At 74.0% G+C, this 25,995-nt stretch carries 23 protein-coding genes and 3 tRNA genes; 10 read left to right on the forward strand and 16 right to left on the reverse strand.

The annotated features are described in order from the left end of the window. Positions 1-283: 283 nt before the first annotated feature. Positions 284-357, reverse strand: a tRNA-Lys gene (locus IE286_RS24215). Positions 358-530: 173 nt separating this feature from the next. On the opposite strand from IE286_RS24215, the gene IE286_RS24220 reads away from it, so the two are divergent. After that, the gene (locus tag IE286_RS24220; RefSeq protein WP_189798901.1) at positions 531-1,136 is read left to right on the forward strand and encodes a lytic polysaccharide monooxygenase auxiliary activity family 9 protein; all 606 of its coding nucleotides are present in this window, start codon (positions 531-533) and stop codon (positions 1,134-1,136) included. A 217-nt stretch (positions 1,137-1,353) separates the two neighbouring features. On the opposite strand, the gene IE286_RS24225 is transcribed toward IE286_RS24220, so the two are convergent. The 5 genes from IE286_RS24225 to ehuB form a co-directional block, all read right to left on the reverse strand. Next, positions 1,354-1,427: transfer RNA gene (locus IE286_RS24225), tRNA-Lys, on the reverse strand. Positions 1,428-1,630: 203 nt separating this feature from the next. Next, complete coding sequence (gene ehuA / locus IE286_RS24230) at positions 1,631-2,413, reverse strand: ectoine/hydroxyectoine ABC transporter ATP-binding protein EhuA (RefSeq protein WP_308115073.1); 783 nt, start codon at positions 2,411-2,413, stop codon at positions 1,631-1,633. Further along, positions 2,403-3,053: an ectoine/hydroxyectoine ABC transporter permease subunit EhuD gene (ehuD, locus tag IE286_RS24235; RefSeq protein ID WP_189798902.1), complete on the reverse strand. Its 651-nt coding sequence runs from the start codon at positions 3,051-3,053 to the stop codon at positions 2,403-2,405. The genes ehuA and ehuD overlap by 11 nt, the downstream gene beginning before the upstream one ends. Next, positions 3,050-3,778, reverse strand: coding sequence for an ectoine/hydroxyectoine ABC transporter permease subunit EhuC (ehuC, locus tag IE286_RS24240; protein ID WP_189798903.1), 729 nt, complete (start codon positions 3,776-3,778; stop codon positions 3,050-3,052). The genes ehuD and ehuC overlap by 4 nt, the downstream gene beginning before the upstream one ends. Next, positions 3,775-4,698 (reverse strand): ectoine/hydroxyectoine ABC transporter substrate-binding protein EhuB, encoded by a 924-nt coding sequence (gene ehuB, locus IE286_RS24245; protein WP_189798904.1) that lies wholly within the window; start codon positions 4,696-4,698, stop codon positions 3,775-3,777. Before ehuB ends, ehuC begins: the two co-directional genes overlap by 4 nt. Before the next feature lie 106 nt (positions 4,699-4,804). Here ehuB and IE286_RS24250 point away from each other — a divergent pair, with 106 nt between their 5' ends. The 3 genes from IE286_RS24250 to IE286_RS24260 all read left to right on the forward strand — a co-directional run bounded on the left by IE286_RS24250 (position 4,805) and on the right by IE286_RS24260 (position 8,244). Then, on the forward strand, positions 4,805-5,515 hold the full coding sequence (locus IE286_RS24250) for a maleate cis-trans isomerase family protein (protein WP_189798905.1): 711 nt from the start codon (positions 4,805-4,807) through the stop codon (positions 5,513-5,515). Positions 5,516-5,779: 264 nt separating this feature from the next. Further along, positions 5,780-6,931 carry a glutathione-independent formaldehyde dehydrogenase gene (locus tag IE286_RS24255; RefSeq protein ID WP_189798906.1) on the forward strand — a complete coding sequence of 384 codons (1,152 nt, stop codon included), beginning with the start codon at positions 5,780-5,782 and terminating at the stop codon, positions 6,929-6,931. A gap of 206 nt (positions 6,932-7,137) precedes the next feature. Further along, positions 7,138-8,244 carry an LLM class flavin-dependent oxidoreductase gene (locus tag IE286_RS24260; RefSeq protein ID WP_189798907.1) on the forward strand — a complete coding sequence of 369 codons (1,107 nt, stop codon included), beginning with the start codon at positions 7,138-7,140 and terminating at the stop codon, positions 8,242-8,244. A 4-nt stretch (positions 8,245-8,248) separates the two neighbouring features. On the opposite strand, the gene IE286_RS24265 is transcribed toward IE286_RS24260, so the two are convergent. Next, positions 8,249-10,414, reverse strand: a complete 2,166-nt coding sequence (locus IE286_RS24265; protein WP_372462566.1) for a putative bifunctional diguanylate cyclase/phosphodiesterase — start codon at positions 10,412-10,414, stop codon at positions 8,249-8,251. 488 nt (positions 10,415-10,902) lie between these two features. Here IE286_RS24265 and IE286_RS24270 point away from each other — a divergent pair, with 488 nt between their 5' ends. Next, positions 10,903-12,186: a M6 family metalloprotease domain-containing protein gene (locus tag IE286_RS24270; protein WP_189798909.1), complete on the forward strand. Its 1,284-nt coding sequence runs from the start codon at positions 10,903-10,905 to the stop codon at positions 12,184-12,186. 61 nt (positions 12,187-12,247) lie between these two features. Here the strand turns inward: IE286_RS24270 and IE286_RS24275 are convergent. The 7 genes from IE286_RS24275 to IE286_RS24305 form a co-directional block, all read right to left on the reverse strand. Continuing rightward, positions 12,248-12,321: transfer RNA gene (locus IE286_RS24275), tRNA-Lys, on the reverse strand. Beyond that, a complete protein-coding gene (locus tag IE286_RS24280) occupies positions 12,312-12,980 on the reverse strand; it encodes a bifunctional DNA primase/polymerase (RefSeq protein ID WP_189798910.1) in 669 nt (222 codons plus the stop codon). The genes IE286_RS24275 and IE286_RS24280 overlap by 10 nt, the downstream gene beginning before the upstream one ends. Positions 12,981-13,280: 300 nt before the next feature. Continuing rightward, positions 13,281-13,655, reverse strand: coding sequence for a DUF8844 domain-containing protein (locus tag IE286_RS24285; RefSeq protein WP_189798911.1), 375 nt, complete (start codon positions 13,653-13,655; stop codon positions 13,281-13,283). A gap of 190 nt (positions 13,656-13,845) precedes the next feature. Then, a complete protein-coding gene (locus IE286_RS24290; protein ID WP_229863555.1) occupies positions 13,846-15,201 on the reverse strand; it encodes an AAA domain-containing protein in 1,356 nt (451 codons plus the stop codon). 32 nt (positions 15,202-15,233) lie between these two features. After that, on the reverse strand, positions 15,234-16,841 hold the full coding sequence (locus tag IE286_RS24295; protein WP_189798913.1) for a hypothetical protein: 1,608 nt from the start codon (positions 16,839-16,841) through the stop codon (positions 15,234-15,236). Further along, entirely contained in the window at positions 16,832-18,001 is a 1,170-nt protein-coding gene (locus IE286_RS24300; RefSeq protein ID WP_372462567.1) for a hypothetical protein, read from the reverse strand. The genes IE286_RS24295 and IE286_RS24300 overlap by 10 nt, the downstream gene beginning before the upstream one ends. After that, positions 17,919-18,911 carry a phosphatase PAP2 family protein gene (locus tag IE286_RS24305; protein ID WP_189798914.1) on the reverse strand — a complete coding sequence of 331 codons (993 nt, stop codon included), beginning with the start codon at positions 18,909-18,911 and terminating at the stop codon, positions 17,919-17,921. Before IE286_RS24305 ends, IE286_RS24300 begins: the two co-directional genes overlap by 83 nt. A 247-nt stretch (positions 18,912-19,158) precedes the next feature. On the opposite strand from IE286_RS24305, the gene IE286_RS24310 reads away from it, so the two are divergent. Further along, positions 19,159-19,755, forward strand: a complete 597-nt coding sequence (locus tag IE286_RS24310; RefSeq protein ID WP_189798915.1) for a histidine phosphatase family protein — start codon at positions 19,159-19,161, stop codon at positions 19,753-19,755. 60 nt (positions 19,756-19,815) lie between these two features. Here IE286_RS24310 and IE286_RS24315 read toward each other — a convergent pair whose 3' ends face one another. After that, a complete protein-coding gene (locus tag IE286_RS24315) occupies positions 19,816-21,246 on the reverse strand; it encodes an NsdA family TPR-like regulatory protein (RefSeq protein WP_189798916.1) in 1,431 nt (476 codons plus the stop codon). Positions 21,247-21,558: 312 nt separating this feature from the next. Here IE286_RS24315 and IE286_RS24320 point away from each other — a divergent pair, with 312 nt between their 5' ends. Both IE286_RS24320 and IE286_RS24325 read left to right on the forward strand, forming a co-directional pair. Then, a complete protein-coding gene (locus tag IE286_RS24320; protein WP_189798930.1) occupies positions 21,559-21,945 on the forward strand; it encodes a hypothetical protein in 387 nt (128 codons plus the stop codon). 131 nt (positions 21,946-22,076) lie between these two features. After that, positions 22,077-22,952: a spermidine synthase gene (locus tag IE286_RS24325; protein WP_189798917.1), complete on the forward strand. Its 876-nt coding sequence runs from the start codon at positions 22,077-22,079 to the stop codon at positions 22,950-22,952. A 9-nt stretch (positions 22,953-22,961) separates the two neighbouring features. Here IE286_RS24325 and IE286_RS24330 read toward each other — a convergent pair whose 3' ends face one another. Continuing rightward, the gene (locus IE286_RS24330) at positions 22,962-23,492 is read right to left on the reverse strand and encodes a hypothetical protein (RefSeq protein WP_189798918.1); all 531 of its coding nucleotides are present in this window, start codon (positions 23,490-23,492) and stop codon (positions 22,962-22,964) included. A gap of 165 nt (positions 23,493-23,657) precedes the next feature. Between IE286_RS24330 and IE286_RS24335 the strand changes: the two genes are divergently transcribed. Both IE286_RS24335 and IE286_RS24340 read left to right on the forward strand, forming a co-directional pair. Beyond that, positions 23,658-24,359, forward strand: coding sequence for a response regulator transcription factor (locus IE286_RS24335; protein ID WP_189798919.1), 702 nt, complete (start codon positions 23,658-23,660; stop codon positions 24,357-24,359). Continuing rightward, the gene (locus IE286_RS24340) at positions 24,356-25,732 is read left to right on the forward strand and encodes a sensor histidine kinase (RefSeq protein WP_189798920.1); all 1,377 of its coding nucleotides are present in this window, start codon (positions 24,356-24,358) and stop codon (positions 25,730-25,732) included. Before IE286_RS24335 ends, IE286_RS24340 begins: the two co-directional genes overlap by 4 nt. Positions 25,733-25,995 lie beyond the last annotated feature (263 nt).

The raw sequence follows: 25,995 nt of genomic DNA on the forward strand, positions 1-25,995 counted from the left end.
CGGCTCAAACGGCCTTTCGAACCCCCCAACAGCCCCCCGGCATCCCCCAACCACCGCGCAACGGCGGCATCGTGGCATCCAGGGTTCTACGGTGTCCGTCTTGATCGCAAGATGCGAAAAACGGAGTTAAGCGCTTATCGGTGCGTAGGGCGCATGGGGGTACAAACGTGCGAGAGGTGCCCAGGGGCGGAGGCGGCCGGGCGGGGTGGGGGGTGCCCGGAGCCGGGGGTGGCCGGACAGGGCGAGAGGCCCTCCGTGTGGACGGAGGGCCTCTCGGTGTCGGTGCGCCGCCAGGGACTCGAACCCCGGACCCGCTGATTAAGAGTCAGCTGCTCTAACCAACTGAGCTAGCGGCGCTCGCTGACGTCCTCAACTCTACAGGACGCCGGAGGGTGCTCATGACCAGCGTCCGCGAGCGTGCGATGTGACCGCTGTCATTGGTATGGACATGCCCAAGGAACGGTAATACTGTGGTCTTGGTCTAGACCAACACTCCCAGGAACTTCCCCACAACGTCCAGGAGCGGTCACATGCGCACCAAGGCCAAGCTGTCCGCGGCCGTGCTCGGCCTCGCCACCGCCGGGGCCCTCGTCCTGTCCACCGGGACCGCCAGCAGCCACGGGTACACCGACCTTCCCCCCAGCAGGCAGTACCTGTGTGCCAACGGCACCGTCGCCAACTGCGGTGACATCCAGTGGGAGCCGCAGAGCGTCGAGGGCCCCAAGGGCTTCCCGGCGGCCGGGCCGGCGGACGGGCAGCTGTGCTCGGGCGGCAACAGCCGGTTCTCGCAGCTCGACGCCCCGCGCACCCCGTCGGGCGGGGCCTGGCCCACGACCAAGGTCACCGGCGGCCAGCAGTACACCTTCCAGTGGCAGTTCACGGCCCGGCACGCCACCACGGACTTCAAGTACTACATCACCAAGCAGGGCTGGAATCAGGACCACGCGCTGACCCGCGCCGACCTGAACACCACCCCGTTCTTGACCGTGCCCTACAACGGCCAGCAGCCGCCCGCCACCCTCAGTCACACCGGCACCTTGCCGACCGGGCTGAGCGGGCACCACGTCATCCTCGGCGTCTGGACGATCGCCGACACGGGCAACGCGTTCTACGCCTGCTCGGACGTGGAGTTCTGATCGCGGTGCGGGCCGTGAGCGCGGCCCGCACACCGGAAGGCCCCTCGGGCGCGGGGCCTTTCCTCGTCCCCACCCTCGCCTCGGATGTGCGGCGTCTCACAGCGGCCCGGCGCGGCGGTCGCGACCGGTGCGAGCGGTCCGCGTGCGGCCGGTGCACACGAGCAAGGCCCGGCTTCCGTCCCGTGACCGGGACAGGAGCCGGGCCTTGCCTTCCAGGTGCGCCGCCAGGGACTCGAACCCCGGACCCGCTGATTAAGAGTCAGCTGCTCTAACCAACTGAGCTAGCGGCGCGTGACCTGTGCCGTCCGCTTCCCGCGGCCGGCGACGAAGAAAATACTACCTGGTCTTCGGGGGTGCTCCTGACCACCCGCCCGGCCGCCGGCTCCGCGACCCCGGCCGGACGTCCCGTCCGAGGGGCGGCGCCCCCGGACCGCGGCCCGGTGCGGCCGGTGCCGCCCCGCCGCACCGATGCCCTGCGCCGGCGCCGCCGTCCGTCACAGCACCGCGCTCAGGAACTGCCGGGTGCGCTCCTGCTCCGGCTCGCCGAAGATCTTCTCCGGCGGCCCGGACTCCACCACCCGGCCGGCGTCGAACATCAGCACCTGGTCGGAGATGTCCCGGGCGAAGCCCATCTCGTGGGTCACGCACAGCATGGTGATTTTCGTGCTGCGGGCGATGTCCCGCAGCACGTCCAGCACCCCGGCGACCAGCTCGGGGTCGAGCGCGGAGGTCACCTCGTCCAGCAGCAGCACCTGCGGGCGCATCGCCAGCGCCCGGGCGATCGCCACCCGCTGCTGCTGGCCGCCGGAGAGCTGGGAGGGCCGGGCGCCGGCCTTGTCGGCCAGACCCACCAGGTCCAGCAGTTCCCGGGCGCGGGCCTCCGCCTCGTCCTTGGGCAGCCCGAGCACGGTGACCGGCGCCTCGGTGATGTTGCGCAGCACGGTCATGTTCGGGAACAGGTTGAAGTGCTGGAAGACCATGCCGATCTTCTTGCGGATCTCCCGCACCTGTTTCTCCGGCGCCGGGAAGAGCTGGTCGCCGTCCACGGTGATCGTGCCCTCGTCGGGCGTGGTCAGGGTCATCAGCAGCCGCAGGATCGTGGTCTTGCCGGAGCCGGACGGGCCGATCAGGGTGACGTGCTTGCCGGCGGCCACGGAGAAGTCCAGCCCGTCGAGGACCGTGTGGCCCCCGAACCGCTTGGTGACGTTCTCCAGCCGGATCAGCTCCGGGGTCGCGGTGGCTGCGGGCTCGGGATGCTTGACGGTGTCAACGGACAAGACGACGCTCCAGTGCTCGTAGGAGGAGGGAGGCCAGGTAGGAGACGAGGATGAAGGCCACACCGATCACGGTCAGCGGCTCGGTGAACTGGAAGTGCTGCTGGGAGAACAGCCGTGCCCGTCCGAGCATCTCCAGGACGGTGATCGCCATGAGCATCGGCGTGTCCTTCAGCATGGAGATCACGTAGTTGCCGAGCGCCGGGACCACCCGGCGGATCGCCTGCGGGAGGATCACCGCCGTCCAGGTCCGCCGCCGCGGCAGATTCAGCGCCAGGGCGGCCTCCCACTGGCCGGCGGGCACCGCCTCGATGCCGGCCCGGTAGACCTGCATCGTGTACGTCGAGTAGTGCAGGCCGATGGCGAAGACACCGGTGGTCAGCGCCGAGAAGGTCAGCCCCCGCTCGGGCAGCACGTAGAAGAGGAAGAACAGCTGCACCAGCAGCGGCGTGTTGCGCACGAACTCGGTCACCGCGCCGACCGGCCAGCGCACCCACCGGGTCGGCGCCCGCATGAGCAGCGTCCACACCAGGCCGAGGACGAAGGAGATCACCGAGCCCAGCGCCAGCGCCTCCAGGGTGACCAGCAGCCCGTCCCAGAAGTGCGGCAGGAACGCGCGGACCGCGCCCCAGTCCCAGGTCATGCCACACCGCCTTCCGCGGCCCCGACCCCGCCGGTCTGCGTCTTCTTCGCCGCGCGGGCGCCGGAGGGGGTGCCGGGCGCCGTGCCCACGCCGTGCTTGAGCCGCTTCTCCAGCCCGCGCATCAGGCGGGTCAGCGCGAAGGCGATCACGAAGTAGATCAGCAGGATGTACGTGTAGATCTCGGCGCTCTGCTGCAGGGCCAGGCGGACCAGGTTGCCGCTGAACGCCAGGTCGCCCATGCCCATGATCGACACCAGGGAGGTGCCCTTGAGCAGCTCGACCAGCAGGTTGGAGAAGGGCGGGATCATCTCCGGCACCGCCTGCGGCAGCAGGATCAGCCGCATCCGCTGCCAGGGCGTGAAGCTGAGCGCGATGCCGCCCTCACGCTGTGCGGGGTCCACCGCGTTCAGCGCACCGCGCACGATCTCCGAGCCGTACGCCCCGTAGGTCAGCCCGAGCGCCAGGGTGCCCGCCCACATCGGGACCAGCTGCCAGCCGAAGGCGGGCGGCAGCACGAAGAACACCCAGAAGATCATCACCAGCGCCGAGGTGCCGCGGAACACCTCGGTGTAGAAGCCCGCCAGGAAGCGGACGATCCACAGCCGGTGGGTGCGGGCCATGCCGACCGCGAACGAGACGACGGTGGCCAGCAGCGCGCTGTAGACCAGCAGCTGGATCGTGGTCCACACGCCGCGCAGGACGAGTTCCCAGAGTCCTGTGGTCATCCGCCGCACAGCTCCTTCGCGGTCAGGTCCGTCATCTCGTCCTTCGTGAACCCGAAGGGCTTGAGGATGCGGAGCAGCTCGCCGCTCCGCTTCAGTTTGCGCAGTTCCGCGTTGAACGCGTCCCGCAGCCGGGTCTCGGTCGGCCGGAAGGCGAACGCGCCGCCGTCGATGTGCGGCTTGCCGTCGACGAGCGGTGCGAACGACTTGGTGACCTCGGCCTTGGAGGACTTCTTGACCACCTCCCGGGTGGTCAGCGCGGTCCCCGCGAACACGTCCACCCGTCCGGCCTCCACGGCGTTCAGGCCGGCCACCTGGTCGGGGACGATCAGGATGTCGCTCTCCTTGTAGCCGGCCTCGACCGCGTACTGGATCTCGGCGTAGCCGGTGCCGGTGGCGAACCTGGCCTTCTTCCGCACCACGTCCCGGTAGTCGTGCAGGCCCAGCGGATTGCCCTTGCGCACCACGAAGGAGTCCAGCATCTGGTAGTCCGGGTCGGCGAAGAGCACCTGCGCGCAGCGCTCCGGATTGATGTACATCCCGGCCGCCACCACGTCGAACTGCTGCGAGTTCAGCCCCGGGATCAGCGATCCGAACTCGGTCGGCACCGGCTGCACCTCCGCCACGCCGAGGCGCCGGAAGATCACCCGCGCCAGCTCGGGGGCCTCCCCGGTCAGCCGTCCGTCCTTGTCGATGTACCCGAACGGGATCTCGCCCGCGATACCGAGCCGCACCACGCCCTGGGCGCGCAGCCGGTCGAGCAGATCACCGCCGCTGCCCGCGGCTGCCGTGGGCACGCGGGAGCAGCCCGCCGCGCCCAGCGCGCCGAACGCCGCGACCCCCGCGAGCAGCGATCGGCGGCTGGGCCGGGGTACCCGTCTGTGTGCGGTGTGTCCTGTTTCTGCAGCCAGTGGTGGAGCCATGGGCGCGCCGCTACCCAGGCGAACGCGATCTATTCCGGCCGGAATGCGTCACGCCGCCGGGCACCCGGCCGGTCACCCACCGGCAACAGCGGCGAAAGGGCTGGTCATGACGGCACTCGGATTTCTCCGTCCGGGCCACTGCGCCGAGGACGACTACCACCGCATCGAGCAGCTCCTGGCGGGCGACATCCGGGTGGAGCTGGTCCGCACCGGCGACGGCGAGCCCGATGAGCGCCGGGCCGCCGGGCGGCTGGCGCAGAGCGTGGAGGAGCTGCGGCTGGCCGGCGCGGAGGCGGTGGTGTGGGCCAGCACTTCCGGCAGCTTCCGGCACGGCCGGGACGCCGCCCGTGCGCAGGTGCGCGAGCTGGCCCGCGCCGCGGGCCTGCCCGCCTCCGCCACCTCCTTCGGTTTCGTGCACGCGGCGCGCGAACTCGGGGCGCCGGGCCTCGCGGTGGCGGCGCCCTACCCCGAGGACGTCACCGCCCGGTTCGTGGAGTTCCTGCGGCAGTCGGGGCTGCGGGTGGCCGCCGTGCACAGCGCCGGGGCGGAGAGCCCGGCCGAGGTGGCCGCCTGGGGCGAGGAGGAGCTGATGGCCCTGGTCCGGGCCGCGGACACGCCCGAGGCCGGGGCGCTGCTGGTGCCGGACACGGCCCTGCACACCGTCTCCCGTCTCGCGGCCCTGGAGGAAACCCTGGGCAAGCCCGTGCTCACCGCGAACCAGGTGAGCGTGTGGGAGGCGCTGCGCCTGACCGGCCGCCGGGTCAACGCCTCCGGCCTGGGAGAGCTGTTCACCCGCGAACCCCTCGTCCAGGTGTGAGGACGTCCACAGGTGCCCGCGGGGCCCAGGACGGTGTGGGTTGCGGCTGCGCAGCGTGGGGCGTTACCTGGAATTGTCCGGCGGTGCAGCGAGAACGCGCCGGGGCCACGGCAATGTCCTGCGGTCCCGGACCGCCTGCGTCCCGCCCCGGTAGCGGCCCCGTCGTCGCCGTCGCACAGCGTCCGACACCCCGAGCAGCAGCGCGGCTGCGCCACGTTCGGTCGGGGTCCGGCGCGTTCGACTTGTTCGACGGAGGTGACCCAGGTGAAAGCCGTCGTCTATGAGAAGCCCTTCAACGTGGTGGTGCGGGACGTCGACGACCCGCGGATCCAGCACCCCAACGATGTGATCGTCCGGGTCACGTCCACCGCGATCTGCGGATCCGACCTGCACATGTACGAGGGCCGCACGGCCGCGGAGCCGGGGATCGTCTTCGGTCACGAGAACCTCGGCGTCATCGAGGAGGTCGGCAGCGGGGTGACCTCCCTGTCCGAGGGCGACCGGGTCGTCATGCCGTTCAACGTGGCGTGCGGGTTCTGCAAGAACTGTCTCGCGGAGAAGACCGGGTTCTGCCTGACGGTCAACCCGGGCTTCGCCGGCGGAGCCTACGGATACGTGGCGATGGGCCCCTTCCTCGGCGGCCAGGCGGAGCGGGTGCGCGTGCCCTACGCCGACTTCAACTGCCTGAAGCTGCCGCCGGGCCAGGAGCACGAGACCGACTTCGTGCTGCTCGCCGACATCTTCCCCACCGGCTACCACGGCTGCGAGCTGGCCCAGGTCTCGCCCGGCGAGTCCGTGGCGGTGTACGGGGCCGGACCGGTGGGCCTGATGGCCGCGTACTCGGCGCTGCTGCGAGGGGCGGCGAAGGCGTTCGTGGTGGACCGGGTGCCCGAGCGGCTGGCCAAGGCCGAGGAGATCGGGGCCATCCCGATCGACTTCACCCAGGGCGACCCGGCCGAGCAGATCAAGGAACAGACCGGCGGCGAGGGCACCGACAAGGGCGTGGACGCCGTGGGCTACCAGGCCCAGAGCCACGACGCCAGCCACGAGGAGCCCGCCGTGGTCCTCAACGCGCTGGTCGAGACGGTACGGCCCACCGGCATGCTCGGCGTCCCGGGCCTGTACGTGCCCTCCGACCCGGGCGGACCCGACGAGCACGCCAAACACGGCCAGCTGCTGGTCTCCATCGGCAAGATGTTCGAAAAGGGTCAGCAGATGGGCACCGGCCAGTGCAACGTCAAGCGGTACAACCGGCAGCTGCGGGACCTGATCATCGCCGGGCGGGCCAAGCCCAGCTTCGTGGTCTCCCACGAGCTGCCGCTGGAGCAGGCCCCGGAGGCGTACCAGAAGTTCGACAAGCGGATCGAGGGCTACACCAAGGTGGTGCTCCACCCGGGCCACGCGCTGGCGGCATGAGACCGGCCGTGCGTCGCCGAAGCGGGGAACCGTGAGGGAAGCCGCCGCCCCGGGGTGCATCCGCCCAGGGGCGGCGGCGTGCGCCGAGGAGACCGGGAGCCGCACCGCCCGTCCGGCCCGACCGGGCGGGCCCGAGGAACAAACGGAGACTGTCTCCTGTTGAGCCCCCGCAGAGCACGTACGCCGAGCAGCAGGAGGCACCCCCCGTGGTGGCAGACCCGCACGACGAGATCCGAGGCACCGTCCACGGCTCCGCGCCCGTACCCCTGTCCGTCCTGGACCTCGTGACCGTGGGCGCGGGGTACACCGCCTCCGACGCCCTGCGCACCACGGTGGACCTGGCCCGCCTCGCCGAGCGCCGCGGCTACCACCGCTACTGGGTCGCCGAGCACCACTCCATGCCGGGCGTGGCCTCCTCCTCGCCGGCGGTGATCCTCGCCCACCTCGCCGCGCACACCGAGCGCATCCGCCTGGGCTCGGGCGGGGTGATGCTGCCCAACCACGCCCCGCTGGTCATCGCCGAGCAGTTCGGCACCCTGGAGGCCATGGCGCCCGGCCGGGTGGACCTCGGCCTGGGCCGTGCCCCGGGCACCGACGGCGCCACCGCCGCCGCGCTGCGCCGCGCCGACCGGCTCGACGAGGGCGCCGACGAGTTCCCGCAGCAGCTCGGCGAGCTGATCCGCTTCCTCGACGACGACTTTCCCGACGGCCACCCCTACCGCCGTATCCACGCCGTGCCCGGCCCCGTGCAGGGCACCTCGCCCGGCGGTGTGCAGTCCCCGCACCGCCCGCCGATCTGGCTGCTCGGCTCCTCCGGGTTCAGCGCCCGGCTGGCCGGCACGCTCGGGCTGCCCTTCGCCTTCGCCCACCACTTCTCCGCGCAGAACACCATCCCGGCGCTTCAGCTGTACCGGGAGTCCTTCCGGCCGAGCGCCGTGCTGGACAAGCCGTACGCCCTGATCGGGGTGGCCGCCCTGGCCACCGACGAGGAGCGCGAGGCCCGCCGCCAGGTGATGGCCGCCGCGCTGAACATGATCCGGCTGCGCACCGGCCGCCCGGGGCTGGTGCCGACGCCCGAGGAGGCGGAGGCCTACCCCTTCAGCGCCATGGAGCGGGACTTCATCGCGTCCTGGAACGCCAACGTCATCCACGGCACCGCCGACGAGGTCCGTGCCGGGCTCGACGACCTGCAGAAGCGCACCGGCGCCGACGAGCTGATGATCACCGCCAACGCCCACAGCGGCGAGGTCCGGGTGCGCTCCTACGAACTGATCGCCGACGCCTACGGCCTGCCCGGCGCGCCGGGCAAGTGAGCCGTCACCGGCGTCCGCAGGCGTGGCCGCCGAGCAGCTCGGAGATGCGGTCCGGTGACACCGGCCGGGAGTACAGCCACCCCTGACCGGTGTCACAGCCGATCCGGCGCAGCCGGCTGGCCTGGTCGTCGGTCTCCACGCACTCGGCGGTGACGGTCAGCCCCAGCCGGTGGGCGAGCTGGATCATCGCCTCCACGATCACCTCGTCCGCGGGGCTGGGCGGCTGGGCCGCACCGGCCAGCTGCTGGAACCCGCGGACGAAGCTGCCGTCCAGCTTCAGCGCGGACACCGGAAGGCGGCTGAGGTAGGCGAGGTTGGAGTAGCCGGTGCCGAAGTCGTCGATGGCGATGCGCACGCCCATGTCGCTCAGCGCCCGCAACGCCTCCAGCGGCCGCCCCGCCGACCCCATCACCGCCGACTCGGTCAGCTCCAGCTGCAGCAGCCCGGGCGGCAGCTGGGTCTGGGTCAGTACGTCGCCCACGTCCGCCACCAGGTCGGAGTCCCACACCTGACGGACCGCCACATTGACGCTGACGAAGATCGGCGGCTCGTCGGGGTGGGCCAGCTGCCAGTCGCGCGCCTGCCGGCAGGCGGTGGCCAGGACCCATCGGCCCAGCGGCACGATCGAGCCGTCCTCCTCCGCCAGTGCGATGAACCGATTCGGCGCCAGGACGCCGAACTGCGGGTGCCGCCAGCGCACCAGCGCCTCCACCCCGCGCAGCCGCCCGTCCGCCAGGCCGACCAGCGGCTGGTACTCCAGCGTGAACTCGCCCCGCTCGACCGCCGCGCGCAGCGTGGACACCAGCGCTTGACGGGCCATGAGGTGGGCGTTGCGCTCCGGGTCGAACAGGGTCCAGCGGGCGCGGCCGTCCGCCTTCGCCCAGTACAGCGTGGTGTCGGCGGCCTGCATCAGCGCGGTCGCCGTGGTGCCGGCGGCCTGCCGTTCCACCACGCCGATCGACGCCGACACCGACAGCTTCCGCCCGTCGATCTCGAACGGTTCCTGCAGGGCCGTCAGCACCGACTCGGCCAGGTCGGCGAGCTGTTCGGTGCCGGTGGAGCCCTCCACGAGCAGCGCGAACTCGTCGCCGCCGAGCCGGGCCACCAGCGGGGCGCCGCCCCGTTGGCAGGCGGCCCGGTCGGCGCAGCCGGTCAGCCGCCGCGCCACGGCCGCGAGCAGCCGGTCGCCGGTGCGGTGGCCGAGGGTGTCGTTGACGGCCTTGAAGCCGTCGAGGTCCAGATGGCACAGCCCGATCCGGCCGCTGGTGCCGGACGCCGCGGACTCCGCTTCCAGCGCCAGCGACAGGCGTTCGAGGAACATCGTGCGGTTGGGCAGCCGGGTCACCGGGTCGTGCAGGCGCGCATGGCGCAGCCGGACCTGCAGTTCGCGACGGGCGCTGATGTCGGCGACGGACAGCAGCACGCCCGGAAAGCGGCGCGCGGCCCCGTCCGGAGAAGCGGGGGCCGTTCCCCGCGGCCGGGAGCGGCGCCGGTGCGGGGCCGGCTGCTCGGGCGGCAGCGGGGCGAGGGTGACCTGGACCCACAGGGTGCGGCCGTCGGCATGCTTGAGCCGGCGGGTGCAGCGCAGCCGGGCCTGGCGGCCGCGCAGCACCTCGCCGTACGCGTGCCGGGTGCGGCCGTCGGAGGTCAGGTCCACCAGGTCGGTGGCGAGCCGGCCGGTGAGGTCGCCGGCGGGGGTGCCGAGCAGGGCGCCGAAGGCGTCGTTGGCGCTGACGACCACGCCCCGGTCGTCGAGGACGGCCATCGCCAGGGGAGCGGCGTCGAACGCGGAGCGGAACGGAGGGTCCACGGCGCCGGGGAACGGAGCGGAGCCGGTCTGGGGGCCGGCTCCGGCGGGCGGGGTCTGCGTGGCGGAGACGGTGCCGGGGGTGGCGCCGGGAGTGCAGGAAGCCGGGGTTCCGGATGCGGGGGGTGCGGCCGGAGGGGTGAATTCCGCATATGAGGCGGCGGATTGCGCCGTCGGAGTGAGGCCGGAAGCGGGAGCCGACGCGGAACCGGAGGCCGGCGAGGGGGCGGAGGCGCCGCCGGTCGCGGGCGGTGCCTCGGCACCAGGGGCAGTGGTGGCGGCGCGTCTGCCCCCGGCGAGAGGCCCGTCCGGATCCGCACCCGGAGGGTGCGTTCCGTCACTCTGTGTGATGGTCGGCCCCATGGGGTCAGTCGCGGGCGTCGGCCCTTCGGACGTTCCGCTCACCGCTCGCTCCCGCAGTGCACTCGGTCTTCGTATCGGTCTCGTGGGGTGGCCGGCCGGGTGGTGCGTGGCCGGCGGGCCCGTGTCCGCCCAGGAAAGTGCAAGGAAAGTGTGCCGATCATAGAGGCCGACGGCTGACCGCTTCCAGCCGCTTGCCGGTCGAGGAGGACCACCGGCCCTCCTGTCGGATCGCTTCCGTCTGCACCTGTGCGAGTTCTTCAGTTGTCCGATCGCAAGTGACGTTCCGTGAGCGGTTCGCGGTTCTCGCGGTCCCGCGGATCCGTCAGCTTCCGGTACGGCGCAGTGGGTCGCGCACGGCAGTTCGTCACCTCGGTGCTCACCCTTCCGGTGCAGGCAAACAGGGCGTACCTCTCCAAACTCCCACAGGCTGGGTGCGGTGTCCCCGTGAACCGCACCCGGAGGTCTCCGTGCCGTCTCAGCCGCCTTGGATGGCGTCGCACCGTGACGCACTCCGGTGGGCGGCCCGGTGGCGGGCGCTGCCCCGACTGCGCAGTGCCGCGGCCGTGTTCAGCGTGCTCTCGGCGCTCGTGGCGACCTCCGTCCTGAACGGGCCGTCGTCCGCGGAGCCGTTCTCGCCCGCGCCCTGCGCCCTGGGCCGCACGGACGCGCACCACTCCGAGGGCGTCGACGCCTGGAACTCCGCCTACCCCCGGCCCACCCGGCCGCTCGACGCGGTGATGATCTTCCTGTCCTTCCCGGACTCCGCTCCGGCGATCACCCCCGGCGAACTCGCCGCCGACCACTTCCCGGCCACCACCCGGTTCTTCGGCCAGGCCTCCTACGGCCGGTTCACCCTGCGCCCGCATCCGCTGGGGCACTGGCTGCGCATGCCGCGCCCGTCGACGGCGTACGCCGTACACCGCGAGTGGCACCCCGAGGACCGGGCGGCCTATCTGCACGACGCGTTCGCCGTCGCCGACCCGCAGGTCGACTTCTCCCGCTACGACATCGTCTACCTGGTGGCCGACCCCGACGCGCCCGGCGTCGACTCGGACGCCACGAAGGTCGTGAACCTCAGCACCCCGCTGCACGCGGACGGCACCGACATCCGCCGGGTGGTGACCGTCTTCGAACGGCACCCGCCGGACCGGCTGGTCCTCGCCCATGAGACGGGGCACGTCCTCGACCTGCCGGACCTGTACCACCGGCCCGCGGACGACAAGGGGGACTGGGACACCTATGTCGGCGACTGGGACCTGATGGGCAGCCAGTTCGCGCTCTCTCCCGACCTGCTGGGCTGGCACAAGTGGCGGCTGGGGTGGCTCAACCCGCGCCAGGTGGCGTGCGTCCGCGGTGCCGGGGCGACCCGGCTGACGCTGGAGCCGGTGGAGGCCGGACCGGGAGGCCGGGCCGCGGGATCGCCGTCCTTCGGGCTGGGCGGCGGAACCAAGCTGGCGGTGCTGCGGACCGGCAGCACCGATGTGCTGGCCATGGAGGCGCGGGCCCTGCTCGGCAACGACGTCGGCGGATGCCGGGAGGGGGTGCTGGTGTACCGGGTGCGCAGCGAGGCCGCGTCGGGCAACGGTCCGGTACGGGTCGTCGACGCCCATCCGCACACCCGGGCGTGCGTGGCGACCTCCGTCTACCCGCCGCTCGCGGACGCGCCCGTCGGCGTGGGGGAGAGTTTCACCGTGCCCGGCACCGGTGTGCGCGTGTCCGTCCCGGACCGCACTCCCTCCGGGGCGTACACGGTGGAGATCACGGTCGGCTGACGCGGTACGGCCGGCACGGCCGAAAGGCCCTCCGCCGGAGCGGAGGGCCTCTCGGTGTCGGTGCGCCGCCAGGGACTCGAACCCCGGACCCGCTGATTAAGAGTCAGCTGCTCTAACCAACTGAGCTAGCGGCGCCGGCTGACGTCGTAGACCTTAGCACCCTGGTCGGCGCGAGAAGAAATCGCCGGTCCGGCGGCCGGCCGGGCGGCCCGCACCGCCGCCCACAGCAGCACCTCCGGACCGGGCAGCCAGGGGAGGCGGGTGTCCGGGGCGACCAGCCAGCGCGAGGCGGACCGCCCGCCGTCCGCGCCGCCCTGCGCCGTGGTGCCGGACGGCGGCACCAGCGCCGGGACGGTCACCACGTCGCCCGTGCCGTGGCACAGCAGCGGCGGCACCCCGCCGGTGCGCCCGCCTCCGTCCTGGCGGCCCCGTGCGCTCCACTCCTCCCACTCCAGCAGGGCGGGCAGCCGGTGCGCGGTACCGGGTGCGCAGAACAGCAGCACCCGGCCCCGGTGCACGGCCACCGGCCCGGAACCGGGGCCCTCCTCCCACAGCCGGTCCAGCATCCGGCGGCCGAAGATCGCCGGCGCGTTGACCACGTCGAAGGCGGTGCCGCAGGGCAGGACGACCGGGGCGTCCGGCCGCTCCCGCCACAGGGCCAGCGTGCTGCGGGGGTACGGTGTCGCCGAGGCGAGCCAGGCGGCGCCGTCCGCGGTGACGCCGGAGGCGTCGCAGCCGTGACCGGCGGAGGTGTCGAGTCGGTCGAGGAGCGAGGAATGTCCGGTGCGGCTCATGCCGGATATATCTACAGAACGTGAGCGTGCGCTTCCACAAGGTTGCGGAAAAGGGGGACGAGCCACCAGGGGAAGGGGTATCGTGCTCGCTCGGCATATGCCGCGGTGGTGAGGCGGGGGCCGCGCGCGGGAGCGGCCGGGGCGGCGGCGTCGCCGGCCGGGCGTGCGTCCGTGCTGGTCAGCGGGCTCGGCCGAGCCCGCGGAGCCGGCCGGCGGGGACGGCTCGGCCTGCGGTGCCGGGCACTCGGCCTGCGGTGCCGGGCAGGGGGAGGCGCAGCGCCGGGGAGGGAGCGGTCCGGTTCACACCGGGTCGGCCGGGTTCGCGTGCACGCTCCCCTCGGTGCCGCGCAGCAGATCGCGCCCGAACTCGACCATCTTCTTGGCGTAGTCCTCGGTCCACTCGGCCCGCTCGGCGATGTCCGCCGTGCTCAGCCGGTCGAACCGGCGCGGGTCGGCGAGCTGGGCCGCCGCGATCGCCTGGAACTCCATCGCGCGGTCGGTGGCCGCGCGGAACGCGAGCGCCAGCTCGGTCGCCCGCGCCAGCAGCTGCCGCGGATCCTCGATCGACTCCAGGTCGAAGAAGTGCTCGGGGTCGGCCGACGCGGCGGTGGGCTCGAAGAGCAGGGGCGCGGGGCGTAGCCGCGGTTGGTGGCGACGCGGCGTGGGCTCCGCCATGTCATGTCCTCCTCGTACGGTGCGAAGGGCCCGGCAACAGGGCCACCCCCCATTGTCGCGCGGCCGCGCAAGGGCGCCTTCGGCCGATCGCTGCGCCGGCGCCCGGCGACAGTGCGCCCCGCGCGGGCCGCGCACCGGGCGCCGACTGTTCCCGCCCTCGCGCCCCGCGCCCCGGTGCGCGAGGGCGGGATCACGGCCGCCAGGGCACCCGGTGCTCCGACCACTGCGCCCAGGTGGACATCATCGCCTCCCAGCCATCGGGGAACTTCACCGTGACACCGAGCTGGACCGGTTCCGTGGACGGATGCTCGTCCAGCAGCTCGCTCACCCCCGCCCGGCACACCACGACGCAGGCGTGCCGGTGACGGGAGGCGAGCACGCACAGGCGGCCGGTCTCCAGGTGGAAGGCGGTGGCGTCGGGCCGGCCGGAGAGCGGGTGCAGCATCACGGTGACGTCGAACTCACGGCCCTGGAGCCGGTTGGCCGTGTCCACCGTGACGTCTCTCACCCCCAGCTCGGCCAGCGCCGACTTCACCGCCGCCGCCTGGTCCCGGTGTGCCGTGCCGACCGCGATCCGGTCCGCGGTCAGCGGCGCCGGCTCCTCGGACCGCTCCGAGACCGTCGTGCCGCCGCGCGCCAGCATCCGGGCCACGACCGCCGCGACCGCGCGCACCGCCTCCGGGTCCGTGCGCGGGGTGTGCCGTGCGGGCAGCTCCAGCAGGCCCCAGCCGGTCTGCGCGGCCTCGTCGATCACCCGGTCGGGGCCGGTGCCGTCCGAGGGGACGGCGAACCGCAGCCGCCTCTCCCCGTGGCCGGTGCCGCTGCGGAACGGCGTGTACGGGTAGAACGCGTCCGACACCAGCGGCGCCGCCGACGCCGGGAGCCGCCAGGACACCGGCAGCCGGTGCTGGGGCAGCCCGGGGTTGTGCGCCAGCAGCGTGCTCACCGCCGACGCCGACGGGTCGTACGACAGTCCCGCCCACTGCTCGGCGCCGACGACGGAGAACGGGTCGAGCTGCCCGGGGTCGCCGACGAACAGCGCCCGCTCGAACAGCCCGGCCACGGCCAGCAGCGCGTCCGAGCGCATCTGGTACGCCTCGTCGACGATGGCGTGCCGCCACGGCTCGTCCACCGTCACATGCGCCCACTTCGCGGCGGTGGACAGCACGACGTCGAGCCCGGCGAGATCGGCGGCCCGGGCGGAGGTCCGCACGTTCGGCAGCTCGTCCAGGGCCTTGTCGTAGGCGTCGGTGTCGCTGCTGTGCAGCCGGCCCACCGGCAGATCCGGGTTCTGCTCGGCGAGCCGCACCACCAGGTCGTCGACCTGCGCGTTGGTCTGCGCCACCACCATCAGCGGCCGTCCGGCCGCCGCCAGCTCCAGCGCGGCGCGCACCACGAGCGTGGACTTGCCGGCGCCCGGCGGGGAGTCGACGACGACACCGCGGTGCGGGCCGTGCAGGGTGTCGGCCAGGATCGCCTCGGTGGCGCGCGCGGCCGCCGCGGCCGGGTCGGAGCCGGAGCGTGCGGCACCGGGGCCGGACGGCAGCCGCGCGGCGGCGGGGTCGTCGACGGGGGCGGTCACAGCAGATCCTCCTCGGTCACCGGATCGGGGGCCTCCGGGGCGCCCGCCTCGCCGGGCGGGCCGCCGTGCGTCCACGGGGTGTCCTCCGGGTCGGGCAGCTTCGGCCCGCCCCGCTGCTCGTGCTCGAACAGGGTGAAGCACACCCGGTCGCCCTTCTCCGGGACGGAACCGGGCGCGGGCTCCTTGCCGCGCCCCATCTTGTCCAGCAGGCGCAGCACGATCAGCGTCCCGCCCGCCTCGCCGCCGTCCTCGTGGGCGACGCACTCCGCCGACTGCGGCCTGCTGTCCAGCGAGCGGTACACCCGGGTCTGCCCGGTCAGGTGGGGCCGGTCGCCGGTGCGGACCGTGACCAGCGGGCGCGGGCTGGGCCGCCTGCCCTCGCTGTACGCCATGGCGACGTCGACGACCTCCCCGGCGAACGCCTCCCCGGCCAGCTGCCGCCCCGCCATCACCAGCGGGTCGTCCAGGGCCTCCTGGGCGTCCAGCCGGGCCTGCTCCCGTTCGCGCGCGGCCAGCTTGGCGGCGGCGGTGACGGCGTCGTCGTGGCGCGGCTGCGGCGGCTCGCCGGCCAGGACGCGGTCGCGGTGGGCGGTGAACGACCAGCGGTCGCGGGTCCACCGGTCGGGCACATGCGCGGCCTCGGGCAGGGTCCGCAGCAGGTCGAGGCCGTCCCAGACCCGGTCCCAGGTGGGCCGGGCGCACCGCTCGACCAGGGCCCGGATCTCCTCCTCGGCCGCGGTCAGCGCGCCGAGCCGGCCGTCGGCCTGGACGCCGTCCTCGGCGGCGGCGAGGGCGCCGCGCGCCCGGTCGTAGCGCTCGACGGCGGGCGCGAGCAGCTTGTTGTCGAACGCCGGGTCGGTGGCCGGACCGGCCGGCGGGCACAGCAGCTGGCCGCCGGCGTCCCGGGCGCGCTCCGCATGCAGCGCGGCCTCGGCGCCCGAGAGCCCCTCCGGCGGGCTGATCCACGCCAGCAGGGCGCCCAGATGCTGGTCCTCCAGCGCGGACTGGCCGGTGGTCCAGTGCCGGGCCAGCACCTCGGTCAGGGCGAGCAGCATCGAGGAGCCGGGCACCCGGGCGCGTTCGGCGAAGTGGGTCAGCCACCGCCCGAGCAGCGGCACCCGCGGCGGGGCCGGATGCGGGTCGTCGGGATCCTGCTCGGCGGTGCGCCGGAACCGCATGGAGCGGCCCAGCAGGCGGACGTAGTCGATGCCGGAGCGGCTCGGCACGATCAGCTGGGGCGCGTCGGTGCACAGCTCGACCTCGGCCTTGACCCGCTTGCCGGTCGACGGGTCGGTCTCGGTGCGCTCCGCCGGCTCGACGTCCGCGGTGAAGGACTCGATGTACGGCAGGACGACATCGGCCAGTTCGGCGAGGAACGCGAACCGCAGATCGCGGTCGCGGGGCTGCGGCACGGCCAGCAGCCGCGGCGCGTGCCGGTCGGTGCCGACCAGCGCGCCGAGCGGGGCGCCCACCTCACCGGCGGTGGTCAGCGGCACGAACACCAGGGGCCGCTCGGACAGGTGCCGGTGCCGTACCGTCGCCGCGGGCCGGGCGCGCCCGGAGCGCACCGCCTCAAGCCGGGCCAGCGTCGTGATCAGGGACACGGCACCTCCTCCGCTGTGGCGGCCGCCAGGGCCTGGGCGCGCAGCGCGGCCGCCCGGCGCAGTGCGGCCACCGCCGGGTCGTCCTCCTCGCCCGCCTCGCCGTGCGCCGCCGCCAGCACCTCCTCCACCGTCCGCAGACCGCCCAGTTCGGCACGGACCGAACGGCCCAGGGCGGTCACCTCGCCCGCGGCGAGGGCCCGCGCCCGGCAGTGGAAGGCCAGCTCGCAGGTGGCCAGGCACTCCGGCGCGTACGTCGCCGGCACCGCGTCCACGGCTGCCGTCAGCTCCTCGGCGGGCAGCTCGGGGGAGAAGCACACCCCCTCGGGCAGCGCGCCGGCGATCTCCTCCAGGCGGGTCAGGCGGGCGAGCTGCCGGGCGGTGACCGCGCGCTGCTTGCGCACGTCCACGGCGGAGGCGGCCGGCAGGTTGGAGAAGTCCTTCGGGCACACCAGCAGGACCCGGTCGCGCACCCGCGGCGGCGGATCGAGCCGCGCGGCCACCTCCTCCAGCGCCAGCACGTACACCGCGGCCTGCCGGGCGGCGGCGCCGACCTTCGCCGGGTCCGCCGCGCCGTCCAGCACCGGAAACGACTTGATCTCCACCACGGTCCAGGTGCCGTCCGGGTGCACCACCACCGCGTCCGGTTCCAGGAAGGCGGGCGAGCCGGCCACCTGCAGCGCCAGCATCGGATGGTCCAGCAGCGTCCAGCCGCCCGCCTCGGTCGCCTCCCGCAGCGCCAGCGCGGTACGGGCGGTGCGCCCCTCGTTGTTCGTCGCGGCCAGGTCCGCGACCTCGGCCTGCCGGGGCGGTTCGGCCGTGGGGTCGAGCCGTTCGTGCACCAGGCGCAGCAGCTCCGCGCCGCCGTCCGCCTTCACCCGGGTCTCGAAGGCGTGGCCGCGCGCGAAGGCGAACTGCGACTGCCCGAAGGCCGCCGGGGCGCCCAGCGCGTCCGCCAGCGCGGCCTTGTCCACGCCCGCGCCGTCCAGCAGGGCGCGCCGCCGGCAGCCCGGGTTCGCGGCCAGGGCCGCCAGCGCACGGGCGTCCAGCGGCCGGGCCGGCACGCCCGGGCCGCGCAGCTCAGCGAGCCTTGCCCAGGCTCTCGGCCTGGCTGGGAAGGCCCCATCCCGGTGCCCCGTCCGCGGCGTTCTGGGGTGGGGCACCCGGTTCGCCTCCGGGGCCGAGCCGGGTTTCGCGCTGCCGTGGAATCCGTTCACCCGCCGAAGTCTGACACCGGCCACTGACAATCGGGGAACCCGCACCGCCCGCGCCGCCCGCGAGAGCCGGGACACGGGCGGCGAGGGCCGCGCGGATCCGCTGCGTCACGGCCCCGACGTACGGCGCCAGCAGCATGCCCACGCCCATCACGGTCACGCCCGCGACGGCGTCCAGCAGATAGTGGTTGGCGGTGCCCATCACCACGAGCGCCGTCACCAGCGGATAGACGACGGCGGCCACTTTCGTCCAGCGCGCGCCGCCGTACCGCCACAGCATCAGCCCGCACCACAGCGCCCAGCCCACGTGCAGGCTCGGCATGGCGGCGTACTGGTTCGTCATGCCGCCCAGGCCGCGCGGTGCGCTCGCCTGGTCGCTCCACCAGCCGTAGGAGCTGAAGTGGGCCATCGTGTCGACGAAGCCGTGTTCCGGGGAGAGCAGCCTGGGCGGGCAGGTGGGCAGCAGGGTGAACCCGATCAGGCCGATGAAGGTGGACGTCATCAGCCAGGTGCGGGCGGCGCGGTAGTGCGCGGTGTGCGAGCGGAACAGCCACACCAGGATCGCGGGCGTGACCAGGTAGTGCAGGGAGGCGTACCAGAAGTCGGCGGGGATGCCGAGCCAGGCCTCGCGGGTGAACAGCCGGTTGAGCGGGTGCTCCGCGTTGAGATGCAGCAGCTTCTCCAGGCGCAGGATCGCCAGCCCGTGCTCGACGGCGTCGGCGACGTCACCGCGGACGATCAGCCGGCCGGCCGAGTAGCAGCCGTAGACCACCAGGATCAGCGGCAGCTCGGTCCACCAGCGCAGCCGGAGGGGCGGGGCCGTCTCGGTGCGCGGTGCCGGTGCCTCGGTCTGCGGCATCCGATGCCCCTCCCCGTCCTTCTTGTCGCAGTATGTGGTCGTCGCGGTGCTGTCGGTGCGGCGGCCCGGTGTCCGCCCGGATGCTCCGGCGCCGGGCGTGCCACTTTACGGCGTATGCGCCCGCGTTTGCGGGGCGCCCCCGGCCCTGATAGACGCAACCCCCGACCCCCGGGTTGCTTCTGCACACGGTGCGCGATGATGGAGAACGTTCCGTCAGAAGATCTCACTTTTTCCTGAAAGGCTCCCCATGGCACCGCGCATCCTGCTGGCCCGGCACGGACAGACACAGTGGTCGCTGTCCGGCAAGCACACCGGCAGGACCGACGTTCCCCTGTTGGAGGAGGGCCGGCGCGGCGCCGAGCTGCTCGGGAAGCGGCTGCACCGGGCCCCGTTCGACGGCCTGCCCGGAGTGCAGGTGCGCACGAGCCCGCTCTCCCGTGCGCGGGAGACCTGCGAGCTGGCCGGCTTCGGCGACCGCGCGACGTGCTGGGACACGCTCATGGAGTGGGACTACGGCGCCTACGAGGGCCTGACCCCGGCCGAGATCGAGGCCGAGCGGCCCGGCTGGCTCATCTGGCGCGACGGGGTGCCGGGCGGGGAGACGGTCGCCGAGATGACCGCACGGGCCGACGAGGTCGTGACGTGGGCGCGCGCCCAGCAGGGCGACGTGCTGCTCTTCGCCCACGGCCACATGCTGCGCTCCATCGCCGCCCGCTGGCTCGGCCTCCCGCTGGACTTCGCGGCGCGCATCCGCCTCAGCCCCACCTCTTTGTCGATTCTGGGCTGGGCCTACGGCGAACCGGCGATCGAGAGCTGGAACGATGTGGGGCACCTGTCGGCCTGACGGCACGCCCGAGGCGGCCGGTTCGTTCGGACCGGCCCGGCGGGCGTGGACGCGGGTGGATCAGACGGTGCGAGGGGTGCTCGCGTGGCGTTCCAGGAACGCCGAGACACCACTCGCCCTGCGATGCGGCAGCAGAACCCGCGCGGTGCCCGCGAGCATCGTGTGGATGCGGGACGACTGCACCTGGTTCAGCAGATCCAGCACGCGCATGCCGGCCGCGGCCGCTTCGTCGGGACGGCCGTCGCGGGCGAGGTCGTCGGCCAGTTCGGCGGTGTACAGGGCGGTGTTGCGGGCGAAGTGGGGGTCCTGCAGCTGTGCGGCCCGCCGCGCGTGCCGGGCCGCGCGCGCCCAGTCGCCCAGGGCGGACCAGCACTGGGCCTCCAGGCCCTCCAGTTCCGCCCGGCCGTAGAAGCTCATCCACTCCGGATCGGCGTCCGCACAGCCCCGCTCGTACAGGGCCTGCGCGCGGGCCAGGGCCTGGGTGCAGCCGGTGCGGTCGGACAGGCCCGCCCAGCCGCCGGCCTCGCGCAGCGCGATGAGCGACAGCAGCCGGTGCGAGCCCAGGCCGCGCGCGGCCCGCTGGGCGGCCTGCGCCGCCCGGATCGCCTCGCGGGGCCGTCCGGCGTCCCGGGCGAGGAACGCCATGTTGCAGAACGCGTGCGCCTCCAGCGCCGCGTCGCCGGACATGCGGGCGGTGGCCAGCGCCTCGGCGTAGTGCGAGCGGGCGTCGTCGAAGCGGCCCGAGTCGTGGGCCAGCCAGCCCACCGAGATGGCCAGTTCGCCGGCGCCGGAGTGGAGCCGGCGGTCGAGGGACTGCCGGGAGGCCCCGGTGTCCAGCAGCACGTACGCGGCCCGCAGCGGAGCCGCCGCGCGGCGGTAGAGGCCGTCGGCGCCGTGCCGGTCGTCGAGCACACGGATCTGGCGTACGGCCTCCTCCAGGGCGTTCACCTCGCCGGTACCGGCGCGGCGGACAGGGCGGTCCGCGGCCCGGGCGTCGACGGCGAACCCCAGCGGGCCCAGCGAGGCGGCGGCAACGGTGGCGCCCCCGCGGGTCATGAATGCGCGACGCAGCACGTCGCTCTCCTCGTGGTCTTCGGACGGGTGGAACGGGCGGTCGAGCGGCTCGCCGGAAGCGGTCCGCGGTGCGGCCGGGCCGGCGGTGCGCGACGGGAACGTGCCGTTCCCGGCCGCGCGGGCGGCGCGCCCCCGCACCTCGGAGCGCGGCGCGAACCCCAGGTCGGTGAGGGTGCGGCCGGGGAACATGTGCAAGAACACGCGCTCGTAGGCGTAGTTGGGACAGCGGATCTCGCCCGCCTCCACCCGGCCGATGTAGCGCGCGTCGCAGCTGACCCGTTCGCCGATCTCCCGGGCGGCACGCCGCACCTCCGCGGCGAACTCGGCCGGCGAGCGCTGTCCGCGCAGACGCCGGAAGGCGAGATTCGGCCGCGGTGGCCGGGGGGACTGGGACGAGGTCACCGTCGACGACGTCATGGCCGGGCCCTCTCGTGCGAACCGTCGAACCGCGCCGGATGCGGGTCACGTACGGCTTATGTACCTGATGTCCCTAGGGATGCCCCGTCTCCGGCGAGCTAGAACGTACCCGCTGTACCCGGTCCGCCACGCTGTGTTCGGCTACAAACCGGAAATCTCATCCGTGATCTGCCATGAACTGCCATCCTTCGTGGCTCACTTCGCCCGTAGCCGTTGACGCCCTGCCGCGTTGTACCCCACGGAGCGGGAGCCCGCGGCTCCCGACCCGCTCGCTCACGAGGAGGGGTATCCGTGGTGGACGCCGGAAGGCGGATCGACGGGAACGCCGGAGCAGGGGCGCCGGCGGTGACGGCAGGCGGATGCGACCTGGTGACGGTGCCCGCACGGCAGGGCCTCGAGGCGGTCGACATCCTGCGCCGGGGCGCGGCCGACGCGGTCGGCCCGGTCCTGCACGACGGCGGCGGCGACACCCTCGGGTTCGTGGTGCCGCCGGGCACCGCCGCGGCCTGGGACCTGCCCGGCAGCACCTGTACCAGGACCGAGGGCCACGGCCTGCGGGCGGCGCCCGAACCGCCGGTGGAGGGCTCGGCCTGGCTGGTGTCGCCCGAGGAGGCCGACCCGGCCACGGATCCCGTCGTGCTGCGGCGTGCCCTGGGGGAGGCCGCCCGGCTGATCGAGGCGGCGGACAACTGCAGGTGACCCGGCGCAGCCGCCGTGCCGGACACCGCCCGGCGCCATGCCGTGCACGAGGGCCGGCGCCGGTGCGGACGAGTGGCGTGGCCGAGCCCCGCGGCTACGGGGCCACGGGCGCCCCTTGCGACAATGGCGCCATGGGAAAGTCCAGGTCCAGGGGCGCGCGCCGGCACCGGGCGGCCGTCGAAGCCGTCACGGAACAGGTCGACGGCGGACTCGCCGAACTGCTGCCCGACCGCGAGCGGCCACGGGGCTGGACCCTGCTCATCGACGGTGCCCCGCAGTCGTACGTCGACCTCGACGACCCCGCGTATCTCTCCTTCGAGTACCAGCGGCGGCTCGGGCACGTCATCGACCTCGCCGCTCCTCCCGGCGCGCCGGTCCACGCCGTGCACCTCGGCGGCGGTGCGTTCACCCTCGCCCGCTATGTCGCCGCGACCCGGCCCCGCTCCACCCAGCAGGTCGTCGAGCGGGACGCCGCCCTGGTGCGGCTGGTCCGCAGCCACCTGCCGCTGGATGCCCGGGCCCGGATCCGGGTGCGGTCGCTGGACGCCCGGGAAGGGCTCGCCAAGATCCCGGACGGCTGGGCCGACCTGATCGTCACCGACGTCTTCGACGGTGCCCGGACCCCCGCCCATCTCACCACCACCGAGTTCCTGGACGAGGCCCGCCGGGCCCTGAAGCCGTCCGGTGTCTTCGCGGCCAACCTCACCGACGGTCCGCCGCTCACCCATCTGCGCGGCCAGATCGCCACCGCGGCCGCCCGGTTCGGGGAACTCGCCCTGATCGCCGACGCCGCCGTGCTGCGCGGCAGACGCTTCGGCAACGCCGTGCTCGTCGCCTCCGACGCCCCGCTGCCGCTCGACGGACTCGGCCGCCGGCTCGCCGCCGACCCGCAGCCCGCCCGGCTCGAACACGGCCGTACCCTCACCGACTTCACCGGAGGGGCCGCCCCGGTCACCGACGCCGTGGCCGTCGCCTCACCGGCACCGCCGCCCTCCGTGTTCCGCTGACCCGGCGGCTCAGTACGTGCCCACCTGAACCCGCGGCGGCCCGTCGTGCCAGGTGCAGAAGACCGAGACCCGGTCCGCGCCCGAGCCGAACTCCACCCGGATCCAGGACGGTGTCTTCCACACCTGCATCGACCAGCCGGGATGCGGAGCCGCCGACACCAGGGACGCGGAGGACGCACCCAGGTCGAACACCACCCGGCCGCCGGCGGTGTCGTAGCTGCGGATGCGGCCGGAGGGCGTGGCCGACGGACGGGCCGGGCTCGTGGCGGGCCCAGGAGCGGCCGGGGCGGAACGCCCCGGCGACGCGCCGGGCGTGTGCGCCGGGGAGTGCGTGGGACGGGACGACGGGGCCGGCCGGAAGGTGGAGGAGGCGAGCGACCGCGAGGCACGCGCGCTCGGCTCGGTCACGGTGACGGGCAGGGCACGCGGCGGATCGTAGGCGGTGCCCGCCAGCACCGCGTGCACGCCCCACCACGACAGCGTGGTCGCCGCACCCGTGGCGAGCGACCAGGCCGCAACGTGTAGGAGTCCTCTGCGCATCGCGGCCATACTGTCCCACCCGTCGCCTCCGTCGCGCCCGGCGGGGGCCGAGGACCGGGCCGCGCACGGCAGTTGTCCACAGGCGGGGACGGACAAGGCGGCTCTGCCCGGGAGTTGTCCACAGGCCCGCACCCGGTGCGGCCCGCATGACGTACGGTGCGGCGCATGGCAAGTGTGCTCGTGGTGGAGGACGACCAGTTCGTACGCTCCGCGCTCATCCGGCATCTCACCGACGCCGCACACACCGTGCGCAGTGCCGGCACGGCGCTCCAGGCGCTGCGCGAGGTCGCCCACCACCGGTTCGACGTGGTCGTCCTGGACCTCGGACTGCCCGATCTGGACGGCTCCGAGGCCCTGAAGATGCTGCGCGGCATCACCGACGTCCCCGTCGTCGTCGCCACCGCCCGGGACGACGAGGCGGAGATCATCCGCCTGCTCAACGCGGGCGCGGACGACTACCTCACCAAGCCGTTCTCCGTCGAGCACCTGTCCGCCAGGATCGCGGCCGTGCTCCGCCGGGCCCGCCCCGGCGGTGCGCAGCCCGCGCCGTCCTCCGTCCTGCGCGTCGGCGGCCTGACCGTCGACCCGCTGCGCCGCCGGGCCGAACTCGACGGTGTCCGACTCGACCTGACCCGCCGGGAGTTCGACCTGCTCGCCTTCCTGGCCGCGCGGCCCGGCGTCGTCGTGCCCCGGCGCGAGCTGCTGGCCGAGGTGTGGCGGCAGTCCTACGGCGACGACCAGACCATCGACGTGCACCTGTCCTGGCTGCGGCGGAAACTGGGCGAGACGGCCGCCCGCCCCCGCTATCTGCACACCCTGCGCGGGGTCGGGGTGAAACTGGAACCGCCCGCGGAGCCGGCGCCATGAGATGGGCCCTGGTCAAGGTGTGCCTGGCGGTCACCACGATGGTCGTGGTCGCCTTCGCCGTGCCGCTCGGCCTGGTCGTCAAGGAGATGGCCCGCGACCGCGCCTTCGCCGGCGCCGAACGGCAGGCCGCGGCCGTCGCGCCCGCGCTGTCCATCACCACCGACCGGGACCAGCTGGAACGCGTCGTCGCCTCGGCCGGTTCCGGTACCCGGATCGCCGTGCACCTGCCGGAGGCCGACGGCCGTCCCGCGTCCGGCATCGGCCGGATGCGGGCCGCCGCCGTGGACATCGCGGCCGTACGCCGCGTGGGCCGTGCCTCCACCACCGAGGTCCCCGGCGGCTACGCGTTCCTGCAGCCGGTCGCGCTCGGCTCCGGCGCCATCGCGGTCGTCGAGGTCTACATCCCCGAGGACGAGGTCACGAGCGGCGTCGGCACGGCCTGGGCGGTGCTCGCCGGGGTCGGCGCCGCCCTCGTCGTCGGCTCGGTGGCCGTCGCCGACCGGCTCGGCGTGCGGATGGTGCGGCCCGCCCGGCGGCTCGCTGAGGGCGCGCAGGAACTGGGGGAGGGAAAGCTGGGCGTGCGGGTGGCCGAGGAAGGACCGCCCGAACTGCGCCGGGCCGCGGTCGCGTTCAACTCCATGGCCGACCAGGTCGTGCAACTCCTCGCCAACGAACGGGAACTGGCGGCCGACCTGTCGCACCGGCTGCGCACCCCGCTGACCGTGCTGCGGCTCAACGCCGCCTGTCTCGGCGACGGGGCCGCCGCCGAGCAGACCCGGGCCGCGGTCGCCCAGCTGGAACGCGAGGTCGACACCATCATCCGCACCGCCCGCGAGGCCGGACCGCGGACCGCGGCCGCCGAGGTGCCGCGGGCGGGCTGCGACGCGGCCGAGGTCGTGCGGGAGCGGATGACCTTCTGGTCCGCGCTCGCCGAGGACGAGGGCCGCACCTGGCGGGTGGCCGGCGTCGACCGGCCGGCGCGCATCCCCGTGCCCCGCGCCGACCTCGGCGCCGCCCTGGACGCCCTGCTCGGCAACGTCTTCCGGCACACCCCTGAGGGCACGGCGTTCGCGGTCGACGTGCACCACGGCGAGGACGCGGTGATCGTGCTCGTCTCCGACGCCGGCCCCGGCATACCCGACCCCGAGGCCGCGATGGCCCGCGGCCGCGGCTCGGGCACCGACGGCTCCACCGGGCTCGGCCTGGACATCGTGCGGCGCCTGGCCGAGTCCACCGGCGGCGACCTGGCGATCGGCCGGTCCGTGCTCGGCGGCACCGAGATACGCGTCCGGATCCAGCGGGAGGGCCGCCGCCCGGCCCGCCGCGGCGAGCGGAGCACCGTACGACGGCGCAGACGCGTGGCCGCGCGGTGAGCACCGGCGACGGCACCCCGGGCGCACGCTCCCGGCCGAGGCGCGTACCCGCCTGTGCGCGGCCCCGGTCCGCGAGCGCTGTCGCGCCGCTGTTCTTAACCGCTCCCGATCCCTTCCTTAAGCGCGCCCTAAGAACCGTGCGCCGGGCCCCGGAACAGGCGGTTTGCCCGGTTCCGCATCGCTAGCGTGCTGCCGCGTTCCCCCCACGGGCGTTCCCCCCACGGGCGTTCCCCCCACGGGCGTTCCCCCCACGGGCGTTCCCC

This window comes from Streptomyces thermodiastaticus (assembly GCF_014656135.1).
GTDB classification, from domain to species: domain Bacteria; phylum Actinomycetota; class Actinomycetes; order Streptomycetales; family Streptomycetaceae; genus Streptomyces; species Streptomyces thermodiastaticus.